This is a genomic window from Paraburkholderia tagetis, from assembly GCF_022213065.1.
GTDB lineage: Bacteria > Pseudomonadota > Gammaproteobacteria > Burkholderiales > Burkholderiaceae > Paraburkholderia > Paraburkholderia tagetis.
The window spans coordinates 171324-183170 of record NZ_JAKLJA010000010.1 but is presented as its reverse complement, the minus strand read 5'-3'; the positions used below and the strand labels follow the sequence as shown (position 1 = coordinate 183170).

Annotated in this window: 13 protein-coding genes; 6 read left to right on the top strand and 7 right to left on the bottom strand. The window is 63.5% G+C overall.

Annotation, left to right across the window (positions count from 1 at the left end):
* Positions 1-15 precede the first annotated feature (15 nt).
* Entirely contained in the window at positions 16-435 is a 420-nt protein-coding gene (locus L5014_RS15180; protein WP_238464547.1) for an ExbD/TolR family protein, read from the top strand.
* A 467-nt stretch (positions 436-902) separates the two neighbouring features.
* Here L5014_RS15180 and L5014_RS15175 read toward each other — a convergent pair whose 3' ends face one another.
* Positions 903-1928: a LysR family transcriptional regulator gene (locus L5014_RS15175; protein ID WP_238464546.1), complete on the bottom strand. Its 1026-nt coding sequence runs from the start codon at positions 1926-1928 to the stop codon at positions 903-905.
* 122 nt (positions 1929-2050) lie between these two features.
* On the opposite strand from L5014_RS15175, the gene L5014_RS15170 reads away from it, so the two are divergent.
* From L5014_RS15170 to hemP, 4 genes are all read left to right on the top strand, one after another.
* A complete protein-coding gene (locus L5014_RS15170) occupies positions 2051-2944 on the top strand; it encodes a pirin family protein (protein ID WP_238464545.1) in 894 nt (297 codons plus the stop codon).
* Between the two features lie 238 nt (positions 2945-3182).
* A complete protein-coding gene (locus L5014_RS15165) occupies positions 3183-3581 on the top strand; it encodes an OsmC family protein (RefSeq protein ID WP_238464544.1) in 399 nt (132 codons plus the stop codon).
* Positions 3582-3621: 40 nt separating this feature from the next.
* Complete coding sequence (locus L5014_RS15160; RefSeq protein ID WP_238464543.1) at positions 3622-4107, top strand: SRPBCC family protein; 486 nt, start codon at positions 3622-3624, stop codon at positions 4105-4107.
* 265 nt (positions 4108-4372) lie between these two features.
* Complete coding sequence (gene hemP / locus L5014_RS15155; RefSeq protein WP_238464542.1) at positions 4373-4654, top strand: hemin uptake protein HemP; 282 nt, start codon at positions 4373-4375, stop codon at positions 4652-4654.
* A 322-nt stretch (positions 4655-4976) separates the two neighbouring features.
* On the opposite strand, the gene L5014_RS15150 is transcribed toward hemP, so the two are convergent.
* The 6 genes from L5014_RS15150 to uvrB all read right to left on the bottom strand — a co-directional run bounded on the left by L5014_RS15150 (position 4977) and on the right by uvrB (position 11441).
* The gene (locus L5014_RS15150; protein WP_238464541.1) at positions 4977-5384 is read right to left on the bottom strand and encodes a heme-binding protein; all 408 of its coding nucleotides are present in this window, start codon (positions 5382-5384) and stop codon (positions 4977-4979) included.
* Positions 5385-5577: 193 nt separating this feature from the next.
* Positions 5578-6933, bottom strand: a complete 1356-nt coding sequence (locus tag L5014_RS15145) for a 4Fe-4S binding protein (RefSeq protein ID WP_238464579.1) — start codon at positions 6931-6933, stop codon at positions 5578-5580.
* A 95-nt stretch (positions 6934-7028) separates the two neighbouring features.
* A complete protein-coding gene (locus L5014_RS15140) occupies positions 7029-7874 on the bottom strand; it encodes an FTR1 family iron permease (RefSeq protein WP_238464540.1) in 846 nt (281 codons plus the stop codon).
* 128 nt (positions 7875-8002) lie between these two features.
* Positions 8003-8356 carry a cupredoxin domain-containing protein gene (locus tag L5014_RS15135; RefSeq protein ID WP_238464539.1) on the bottom strand — a complete coding sequence of 118 codons (354 nt, stop codon included), beginning with the start codon at positions 8354-8356 and terminating at the stop codon, positions 8003-8005.
* A 69-nt stretch (positions 8357-8425) separates the two neighbouring features.
* Positions 8426-8974, bottom strand: coding sequence for an iron transporter (locus L5014_RS15130; RefSeq protein ID WP_238464538.1), 549 nt, complete (start codon positions 8972-8974; stop codon positions 8426-8428).
* Between the two features lie 385 nt (positions 8975-9359).
* Positions 9360-11441: an excinuclease ABC subunit UvrB gene (uvrB, locus tag L5014_RS15125; protein WP_238464537.1), complete on the bottom strand. Its 2082-nt coding sequence runs from the start codon at positions 11439-11441 to the stop codon at positions 9360-9362.
* On the opposite strand from uvrB, the gene L5014_RS15120 reads away from it, so the two are divergent.
* Positions 11440-11727: a hypothetical protein gene (locus L5014_RS15120; protein ID WP_238464536.1), complete on the top strand. Its 288-nt coding sequence runs from the start codon at positions 11440-11442 to the stop codon at positions 11725-11727. The two genes, uvrB and L5014_RS15120, sit on opposite strands and share 2 nt — an antisense overlap.
* The last annotated feature ends 120 nt before the right edge of the window (positions 11728-11847 follow it).

The window sequence follows — 11847 nt, the reverse complement described above, 5'->3', positions numbered from 1 at the left end:
GCGGAGGCAAGCAACATGGCGATGAGCCCCTTTGCCAGCGACGACGACGATGGCCTCATGAACGAGATCAACATGACGCCGCTCGTCGACGTCATGTTGGTTCTCCTGATCGTTTTCATGGTGACGATTCCCGTGATCCGTCACGCCGTGAAGATCGACCTGCCGCACGCGAGCAGCCAGAAGGAAGACGCCAGGCCCGCGCAGATCAACCTGTCGATCGAAGCGGACGGCACGGTGCTGTGGGACGGCTCGGCCGTCAACGACGACGCGCTCAAGACGAAGATTGCCGCAGCGGCGCAGCAACAACCGCAGCCCGAGTTGCACTTGAACGCGGACCGCAAGGTCGTCTACGAAAAGGTGGCGCAAGTGATGTCGGCGGCGCAGAGCGGCGGCCTCACGAAGCTCGGCTTCGTTACCGATCCCGCTCGTCACTGATCCCGCTCGGCATGGGTCATTGCGCGAGCGATCGAGCAGGCGATTTCGGAGCACCAGGTAAAAGGCCCCCATCGTCAGATGAGGGCCTTTTTTCGTGCGCACGCGGCGCATTCGGGCGGTGGCGACGATCCCCGACAATCGTTCGGTTCACATCGGCACATGCGACTTGCCGTGGTCGACACGGACTGCGCTTTCAGCCCTGAAGGCTCGCTATGATAGCGGCCATCAATTCCCGCACAAGACCGGTGCTTGGCGAGAGGGATTTCAATATATTCCTCTCGCCGCACACGTTCAATACTTCGGCCATTGAAAGTAACGATTGCCGGCGGCGCTTAAATGCCAAAATAAAATGCAAAAATGCAAATCGCGTGCAATGCGTCGTGCGCATCGGCTCGCATCACTCGCGTTTCATGCAACGCACGCGCATATACGTTCGCAAAGCTTCTGCCGCTTATATCGGCCTGCTTTCAGGTGTGACCGGCCAGGCGCTCTTCAGGCGGCTTCGATGTTGCGCGGGCCTGCCCGCCGCCCTGCTCCATCAGCGCAGCGACATCGCTCCTGAGCGGACATTCCTGCTGAAGGCTCTGGTCCGCATCGAGCACCTCGACCAGATAGTCGACAAACGCGCGCACCGCCGGAACCATGCCCTGGCGCGAGAGAAACACCGCATAGAGCTGCGGCACCGGCAGCGTCCAGCCCGGCATCACCGGCGATAGCTTGCCCGAGCGCAGCGCGGCGCCATACATCATCTCCGGCAGCGCGGCAATGCCGAGGCCTTGCAGTGCAGCTTCGCGAACCGTGGTGAGGTCGGCGCTGATGAGCCGCGGCTCGTGCTCGTGCGCGTGGTGCGTGCCGTCCGGCGAGATCAGATGGAACACGTGGCGACCGTCGCTCGTGGGCGTATCGAGCGTTTCGAAACGCGCGAGGTCGTCGGGCGTGAGCGGCGGCGCATTCTGCGCGAGCAGGCTTGGCGCGCCCACCAGCATCTGCTCGGTGCGCCAGAGCGGACGCACCACGATATTGGCGTTCTCGGGCGGCTCCGAACGCACGCGCAAGGCGATATCGACCGAGTCTTCGAAGAGGTCGATCACGCGGTTCGTCACGCGCATCACCACCCGCACTTCCGGGAAGCGATGCATGAATTCGGGAATGATCTGCGAGAAGATGGTTTGCGAGAGCGTGACCGGCACGCTCACGCGCACCGTGCCGCGCGGCGAAGACCGCAGCGACTGAACGACGTTCACCGCGGCCTGCGCCTCCGAGAGCATGGCGCGGCAATGCTGGTAGAAGAGCTCGCCCGCCTCGGTGAGCGCGAGCTTGCGCGTGGAGCGCTGCAAGAGACGCACGCCGAGCGATGCTTCCAGTTCGCTCACCCGCCGCGAGAGACGCGACTTCGATATGCCTAGCACGCGTTCAGCCGCCGAGAAACCCCCGTGCTCCACCACCTGCGAGAAGTACATCAGGTCGTTCAGGTTGTGCGAATCGATTTTCATGTCGTCGTTCCAGCGATGGGACAATCCATTGCGATCAGGCGGTCAAACAGGCCAAATCGGCTACCTATAATAGCGGTTTGTTTCGCATATCGCGTAATTCCCATTTTTTCGAGGTGATATCCATGTCGGCCGTCCGCTCGATCGCCCACGTTTTTCCCGCGGTTCAAACCACCGAGGGCGGTGGATTCATCGTCAATCGCCCCTTCCCCACCCGTCAGTTGATGGATTTCGATCCGTTCCTGCTGCTCGACGAGATGGGGCCCGTCGATTACGCGCCCGGCGCCGCCAAGGGTGCGCCCGATCATCCGCACCGCGGCTTCGAAACGGTCACCTATATGCTCGCGGGCCGCTTCGGCCACAAGGATTCGGCAGGCCACTCGGGCACGCTCGCCCCCGGCGACGTGCAATGGATGACGGCCGGCGCCGGTGTGATCCACAGCGAGATGCCCGACCCCGAATTCACACGCACGGGCGGGCGCATGCACGGGCTGCAACTGTGGGTGAACCTGCCCGCCCGCGACAAGATGATCGCGCCGCGCTATCAGGAGATGCCGCACGCGCAGATTCCGCAGGGCCGCTCGGCCGACGGCCTGGCCACGGTCAAGGTGATCGCGGGCGAGTCGCTGGGCGCGAAAGCCGCCATCGAGATCCGCACGCCCATCCTCTACCTGCATTTCACGCTCGCGCCTGGCGCGCGCGTGGAGCAGCCGGTGCCCGCGGGCTGGAACGTGTTCGCCTACGGCCTTTCCGGCACGGCGCAATACGGCGTCAATGGCGAGGCTATCGGCGCGCAGCAGATGGTGGCTTTTGCCGGCGACGGCGACACTGTCACGATCTCCACGCCTGAGAACGAAACTGGCGACGCGGCCGGGCCCACCGAAGTGCTGCTGATCGGCGGCCTGCCGCTCAACGAGCCGGTCGTGCGCTACGGCCCGTTCGTGATGAACACCGAGCAGGAGATCCGCCAGGCCGTGCTCGACTACCAGGCCGGACGCATGGGGCACATTGCGCACTGAGCGCACGCTGAAGGCATCGAACGCCCGGAGCGCGCTGAAGCTCACGGCACCGGCGGCGCGTTTTTTGCTCAGGTTTTTTCGGCCGCGCCAGTGACGGAAGGCGCGGCGCACCCCATCGACACCTCCGCAGCTTGATCCGCTTTCCGTCACAATATGGCTTTCCATGCCGCGCGCCCAACGGGCCAGCCCGACGGGCCGCGGCATGTTCCCTTTCAACCGTTCCGCCCGCGAGGAGCGCATGGCCGAAACCGCAGTCACCGCACACATTGGCTCGACCAACTATCAGGTCCAGTTCGACGACGGCACCCACACATGGATCGCCGACGAACCGGCATCCGCCGGCGGCGGCGACCGCGGCCCCACGCCTTATTCGCTGCTGCTGTCGAGCCTCGGCGCCTGCACGTCGATCACGCTGAAGATGTATGCGCAAAGGAAAGAGTGGCCGCTCGAAGGCGTGCGCGTGAAGCTCTCGATGGAAACCGGCAGCGAAGGCACCACGATCGATCGCCAGATCGCGCTCGAAGGTCCGCTCTCGGACGAGCAGCGCGAGCGTCTGCTGCAGATCGCCAATGCCTGCCCGGTCCATAAGGTCTTGACGAACTCGATCACGATCCGCTCGGGCCTCGTCGCCGCGTAAGTGGCGGCGGACGGAAATCGCTACAAAGGAAGGCGCCGCCTTGAATTTCGAACACCTTATCCAGATCAACGACCCGCTGAACCCGCTCGTCCTGCCCATGACGCGCGAGCAGCTTTGGGAAGGCCTCGTGCTGCGCGCCGAGCAGCCGCAGCTTTTCGTGATCGGGCTCGACAGCTGCACGATTCTTTCGCGCGAGGGCAACACGCTCGAGCGCGAGCTGCACTACGGCCACGCCACGGTGCGCGACCGCGTCACGCTCACGCCGAACGAGAACGTGCGCTACGACATCCTGCCGACCGCCGAGTACGTGGGCGGCTCGCTCACGATGACGATCGAGCAACCCGATGAGCTTCAGCTGTTCCTGCGCTTCGAGTACCGCACGACGCTGCCGACCACCGATACGAAAGACGACCACCAGACTTCGGAGATCGTGAAATCGGCGTATCACGAGTCGGATATCGACACCGTGCGGCTCATTCGTCAGTACGTGCAGGGACTGGGCGAGCCGGAGGCGCCGCTGCACTGAGTGGTCACACTGAGCCGTTGCACTGGGCGGCTGCGCTAGAACCGCTGCCGTTCAACTGATGTGTTTTGCGCCTCCCGATCGAGCCGCGCCACGTCGCGGCATGCCCCCATTCGCGCCCGGCCACACGCCGGGCGTCGTTGTTTTGAGGGGCGCGCATGCAACAGGCTATCGGTATTCGCTTTCGATGAATTTCGCGAAGTTGCAAATGGGAACGATTATCATTTAATATAGACCCATCGAATCGAGATCCAACCCCGTCACATTCATGACCGAATTCAACCGCTCGTCGACCCTCAGTGTGAACCGCACCGGCTCCGCCCTCACCGGCACCCGTGTGCAGAAACCCGCAGCGCCCGCCGTGACGCGTAAAAGCGTCAGCCCAGCCAGCGCTACGGCCAGCGCCGCAGCCAGCCCGAAAACGGGTAGCGAGCGATCGCTTGAAAGCACGACACTGCTGCAAGGCCGCAGCCACGTGAGCATCGTGCACAACGGCGAGACTTACCAGTTGCGCGCGACGCGGCTCGGCAAGCTGATTCTGACCAAGTGAGGTTTGAGTTTCTAGTACCAGGTATTGTGGGGACCGCCTCCCATGAGAGGCGTTGGGCATTAGCCAGCAACGACGGCCTGCACGCGAGACTAGACCCCTTCGTTCGTGCACACATCCTTCAAGCAGCCGTCGCAGCCAGCCACGCCATTTTTTTGTTCTCACCTGTGAAAATCGTAGCGGCGCGCGAAGCGCTTGCCGCACGAAGCAAAAAACAAAAAGCAAAAAAAGCCGCGAACGATGCCGCGGCTTTTTGCTTTGACGGTTATTGCTGCACACGTCATGGCACGATGGTTCGCGCCATGATCGCCTTTTCTTTCGCTACTTACGCCAGATTGAGCGCCTTGATGCCCGCCTGTGCGATGGCCGCATCCTGATCGGCCTTCACGCCCGAGACGCCCACTGCGCCAATCACGTCGCCGTTCGCGACGATCGGCACGCCACCTTCGAGCATGGCCGTGAGCGGCACGCTCAGGAACGCCGTGCGGCCGTCGCGGATCATCTCTTCGAAGAAGCGGCTTTCGCGGCGCCCCAGCGCCGCCGTGCGCGCCTTGCCCGGCGCGACTTCGCTGCTGATCGGCGGCGCACCGTCGAGGCGACGCAAATACAGCAGATGCCCACCGTCGTCGACGATCGAGATCGTCACTTTCCACTCGTTCGCACGGGCGTGCGCGATGGCCGCATCGGCCACTTTTGTCACGTCTTCGTCGGTCAGTACTACTCTCGTTCGCATACGTGTCTCCGAATATTCAAAAAACGGGTGGCGCACCTGCCAGTCCGGTTTTTGAGAGTACACGCACACTTGAGCCGTGGCGCTGCCCTTCTCCGTATACCCGTCATTCGCAATTGACGAAGCCGATGTGGGGCCGCATGCGGCTTTCATGCGGCCCTATGCAGCCCTATGCGGAACGCCATGCGCCCCGCATTCAGTGCGCCCAGCCCCAGAACATGAGCCACCACGCGCTGTCGACCACGGCAAGCGCCGCGCAAAAGCCCGCCAGCGAGAGCGCACGCTGCCACAGACGCGTGCTGTAGCGTCCCGTGACGCGCCAGGCGAGCCACGCGCTCCACGCATTGGTGATAACGAGAATTGCAATGCGCACGCTCGCGGCCCAATCGACCGGCACGTGCTCGGCGCGCAGGAGCGAGAGCGTCGTGGCCGAAAGACCGAGAAACACACCCGCGCCCGCGAGCGGAATGAGCGACTGCGCGAAGTGATGGAGCCGACGCATCTCGAAGCGTCCGACGAGCACGCTCGTAAGTGCGAGGATCGCGAGCAGCGCCGTGCCGTAGACGAGCCCCGTCGCGACGATATAGCCGACGATCATGGTGCCGTCGAGCCACGAGAACACGTCGTTTTGGGCGGGATAGTGCGTAAGCAGGAACCACGGCGCGTTGGTCTCGAGCGGCCAGGTAATGTTCTGGTCGATGAGCCAGCCTGCGAACGATTGCTTGAGGTCGACGAACCACCGCGAGGCGGTCCAGTGAAACGCGCCGATCGCGATACCAAGCAGTCCGTAGAGAATGAGCGCGGTGTCCCAGCCGCTCGCCTGCTTGTCGCCGAGCTCGACCACTTCCTCCGAGGGCGAGCGCCACGTGAGCGCGATCGCATCACGATGGCCGCTGCAGCGTCCGCACATGTGGCACGCAGCGCCGCCCTTCATGTTGCGCAACGGCACGAGCGGCGCGCAGTTCACGGGAATCACGCGATGCCCGCCGTGCTCGCCGTGCGTGTACGAATTGCGCCAGGCGTCTTCGTTCACCTTGAAGTGAAACGGCGCAAGGCGTGCCAGAAGCGAAAAAACCCCGTTCACGGGGCAGAGATATTTGCACCAGACGCGCTTTTCGCGCCCGTACAGGAAACCGATCACCATCGCGCCGAGCGTGGAGCCGCCCAGCACGAGCAGCACCGCCTTGGGGTACTGGTAGACGCTCACCATCTGTCCGTAGATGGTGGTGAGGCCAAACGCCACGAAGGGCCAGCCGCCCCAACGCATCCAGTGCGGGATGGACTTGCCGCGCCCGAACTTGCTCGCGAATTCGCTGAGCGCGCCTTCGGGACAGAGCACGCCGCACCATACGCGCCCGAGCAGCACCATCGAGAGCAGCACGAACGGCCACCAGATGCCCCAGAACACGAACTGCGCCGCGAGCGTGAGGTTATTCCATAGATGCGCGGTGTCGCCGGGCAGCGGCATGACCGCGGGAACGAGAATCAGGAACGCATAAACCGCCACGACTACCCACTGCACGGCGCGAATGATCGCGCCGTGCCGCTGCATCCATTGTCCCGCCTGGGCAAGTTTGCCTTGCCGAAGCGGTCCTTGGCCCACTTGTTGGCCCACGCCCTGGCCCGCCTCCTGACCCAACCCACAACTCATGCTGCCTTCCTCTTGGTCACGGCCGCGGCGCGCCCGTCGGCGCGGCGCGCGAGGAACCACACCACGAGCCAGTACACCGCATAGGCGATCAGGTTCATGAGCGCCGGATGGGCGCGGTAGCCCGTGAGCGTCGCGACGAGCGAGCCAAAGGTGTTCGAATCGTCGAGAATCGCCGACGAGTTCCAGACCTGGTCGATGATCGTCGGCAGCACTTCCTTGTCGATCAGCTTGTCGACGCCGGTCTGGAACAGGCCCGCGCCGAGGAACAGCAGCATGATCTCGGTGACGCGGAAAAAGTGGCGCCACGAGAACAGCCTGCCGCCCAGTTGCAGCAAGTAGAACGTGAGGAACGCGAGGCCGAGGCCCAGCAGCACGGCCATGTACTGGCTCGCATCCACGTGACCCGACTGGCCGAAGCCGAGGCCATACAGGAAGATCACCGTCTCGCTGCCCTCGCGCGCGATGGCGAGCGCGACGAGCACCGTAATGCCCCACCAGTTCGCGTCGCGCGTCGTCTGCTCGAGCGACTGCTCCATCTCGCGCTTGAGCGTGCGCCCATGTTGCTTCATCCACAGCACCATTTGCACGATCAGCACGCACGCGACCAGCACCATGCCGGTCTGGAAGTAATCCTGCGCATCGCCGGAGAGCACTTCCGTGAAACCCACGAGCGCGGCACCCAGCGCAACGGCCGCCAGCAGGCCGAGACCCACGCCGCCCCACAGATACGGCATGCCGCGACGCGCGTCGGCGTCGCCGTTCTTCAGCCACGCATACAGAATGCCGACGACGAGCAGCGCTTCGACGCTCTCCCGCCAGACGATGAACAATACCTGACCCATTGACATACCTCCTGCCGCCGGCTCACGCGCCGGCCACGTTCCCTGCTTCGCGACTTCTCGCCACGTGCAATGCTCATTCGACGCCAATCATCTGGCGCCGATCATTTGGCACCGACATCCTTCGACAATCACCTGGCAACAATCACGCCCTGCGCCTGCTGATGGAAATCGTCGAAAAACTTGTACTCGCCCGGATCCAGCGGCGCGATCACGACGAACGAGTCTGCACCCGGCGCCAGCACCTTTTCCTTGCGCAACTGGACGCTTTCGAACTCCGCCGCGCCCTTGCCCGTGTTGCGCACCTCGATCTTGATGCGCTTGCCCGCCGGCACCTCGATGCGCGCGGGGTTGAGCTTGCCGTCGGTCATTTCCAGCTTGAACGTCGGCAGATCCTCTGCGTGCGCCACATTGGCCACGCCCGCCAGCGAGGCTGCAAAAGACGCGCACAGCGCGAGCGCCGCAAACTTCCGGATTCCAGTCATCGGTCTTACCTGCTCCTTGTGTCCTGCCTGCCGCTTGCGCGGCTTCCCGGTGCGAGAGATTCGCGTGCTTTAGTAGCCGCCCTTCTTGCCGATGCCCGCGAACGGGAAATCGTATTCGAGCGTGATGGGCTTGAACCACGGGCCCACGCCCGTTTCCTTGTCGACGTGACGGCCGAACGCCATGTGGCCCGTCTGCATCGGCGCGTCGACAACCAGCTTCAGGTGATATTTGCCCGGGCCGGCCAGCTTGACGTTATCGCCATAGTGCGGGCCGTCGTTCGCGACCATCGGCATCAGGTCGCCCTTTTGCACGTAGCTCGAACCCGGCTTGGTCAGCTCGTAGTGAACTTGCAGATACGGCATCCAGTCGCCTTCAGCGAAGCCCGTCGGGTTGTTCTTGACCGCGTGGATGTCCGACTCCAGATGGATATCGGAATCCGCCGCCTTGCGCATCATGCCCTCCGGCTCCATCGTGATCGGCTGCAGATAGACCGCGCCGATTTCCATACCGCCCTGGATTTGCTGCTTACCGATCGGGTATTCGGCCGCCTGGGCCGCGAACGCCGCGCTCGCGGCCGCCATGACGACAGTGCCGCGCAAGAGAGAATGGATCCGCATCGAAACTCCTGGTGTTCTTATGAGTGGTATGACAATCGAGATGCCCGGCACATCTACGTAATAACGATAATGCGAACAATTCTCAATAATTTTGGAGTTTAACACCGATATTGGCCCGGAACAAAGCGCCACGCGCGGAAAGCCTCACTGCAACAGGGTTTTATCAACGTTTCATTAACGCTTGCTTACGGCAGGCCGCAGTCTCTATTTGCATTTTCATTACCGGCGCGCACTGAAACACACGCGAACGGCCGGCGCGACCAGGCGCACGCGCAAAAAAGGCGCAAGCGCAAATCCATGCGCATGCGCCCTTTCATGCTTGCCACCTTGGTGTGGCCTTGCCACTACCCCAACGAGGCTCAGGCCAAGCCGGACCAGCCGCGGCTCAAGCCGGATGATCGCCCACGTTCGCCCCGAACACGCGCCGGCGCAACACCGCAAGCTGGTCGCGCGTCTGCGCGGCCTTCTCGAATTCGAGGTTCTTCGCGTAGTCCATCATCTGCTTCTCGAGCCTCTTGATCTCCTTGGCGATCTGCTTTTCGTTCATGTCCTCGAACTTCGCGCGCTCCTGCTCCTCGCGCAGTTCGGCGCGGGCTTCATCGACGTTGTAGACGCCGTCGATGATGTCCTTGATGCGCTTGACCACGCCGCGCGGCACGATGCCGTGCTCCTCGTTGAAGGCCATCTGCCTGGCGCGGCGGCGCTCGGTCTCGTCGATAGCCTTGCGCATCGAATCGGTGATGCGGTCGCCGTAAAGAATCGCCTTGCCGTTCACGTTGCGCGCCGCGCGGCCGATCGTCTGAATGAGCGAGCGCTCGGCGCGCAGGAAGCCTTCCTTGTCGGCGTCGAGAATCGCCACGAGCGACACCTCGGGAATATCCAGGCCCTCGCGCAACAGGTTGATGCCCACCAGCACGTCGAAGGTGCCCAGGCGCAGATCGCGGATGATCTCCACGCGCTCGACCGTGTCGATGTCGCTATGCAGATAGCGCACCTTCACGCCGTGATCGGCCAGGAACTCGGTGAGCTGCTCGGCCATGCGCTTGGTGAGCGTGGTCACCAGCACCCGGTCACCCGCGGCCACGCGCTCATTGATCTCGGCGAGCACGTCGTCGACCTGGGTGACGGCCGGGCGCACCTCGATCACCGGGTCGACGAGACCCGTGGGGCGCACCACCTGCTCGGCGATCTGGCCCGTGACCTTTTTCTCGTAGTCGGCGGGCGTGGCCGAAACGAACACCACCTGGCGCATCTTGCGCTCGAACTCGTTGAACTTGAGCGGCCGGTTATCCAGCGCGGAAGGCAGACGGAAGCCGTAGTCGACGAGGTTTTCCTTGCGCGCGCGGTCGCCGTTGTACATGCCGTTCAACTGGCCGATCAGCACGTGCGATTCGTCGAGGAACATCATCGCGTCGGTGGGCAGGTAATCGACGAGCGTCGGCGGCGGCTCGCCGGGCAGCGCGCCCGAGAAGTGCCGCGAATAGTTCTCGATGCCCTTGCAGAAGCCCAGTTCCTGAAGCATTTCCAGATCGAAGCGGGTGCGCTGCTCCAGACGCTGCGCCTCCACGAGCTTGCCCTCGGTGTGGAAAAACTCGAGCCGCTCGCGCAGTTCGGACTTGATGGTCTCGACGGCGCGCAGCACGGTCTCGCGCGGCGTCACATAGTGCGACGACGGGTAGACCGTGAAGCGCGGAATCTTCTGGCGCACGCGGCCCGTGAGCGGATCGAAGAGCTGCAACGTCTCGATTTCATCGTCGAAAAGCTCCAGGCGCACGGCCATTTCGGCATGCTCGGCCGGGAAAATGTCGATGGTGTCGCCGCGCACGCGGAACGTGCCGCGCTGGAAATCCTGCTCGTTGCGCGTGTACTGCATCGCGATCAGGCGCGCGATAACGTCGCGCTGGCCGATGCGGTCGCCCTGGCGCAGCGTGAGAATCATCTGGTGGTACTCGGAGGGATTGCCGATACCGTAGATCGCCGAGACGGTCGCGACGATCACCACGTCGCGGCGCTCCATCAGGCTCTTGGTCGCCGAAAGCCGCATCTGCTCGATGTGCTCGTTGATCGACGAATCCTTCTCGATGAAGAGATCGCGCTGCGGCACATACGCTTCGGGCTGGTAATAGTCGTAGTACGAGACGAAGTACTCGACCGCGTTGCGCGGGAAGAACTCGCGGAACTCCGCATAGAGCTGCGCGGCAAGCGTCTTGTTCGGCGCGAACACGATGGCCGGACGGCCCAGGCGCGCGATGGTATTGGCCATCGTGTAGGTCTTGCCCGAGCCCGTCACGCCAAGCAGGGTCTGGAACGACAGACCGTCCTCCACGCCTTCGATGAGCGTTTCGATGGCGCTCGGCTGGTCGCCGGCCGGCGGGTACGGCTGGTAGAGCTGAAACGGCGAGCCGTCGTACTGGACGAATTTCGACTCGTCGAGCGCGTGCGCGTCGGCGACGGTGTGGTCGGACATGGGTGACATCCTGTGCGCGGAGCAAAAAACTATTTTAGCGTTTTGCCGAATCTTGCCGATGGGCAAGCCTGGGCAGACCCTGGCGGGCTTCTATCGTAGATGGGGCGAGCGGCCGGTGCTGCAAGGGTCGCGCGGTGCACAGACGATGCGCGGGCAATGCGCGCAGGGCGCACGGAAGACCGCGCACCGCGAGGCCATCCGGCCGGAATCGTCCGTTCGTGCCGCAAAAATGGCCCCGTTGGCGTCGCAGTCGGCGAAAAACCGGCCTGAGGATTCGTTACAATAGCGAGCTGCGTGGCCGGCTGCCCGGCGCCAATGCCCGATGGGGCGGCGTATGCCAGGAGCATCGAAGCAACCCTGAAGCAACCTGGAACTACCCGCGGCGCGCGGCCCACCGAGCTTCTCA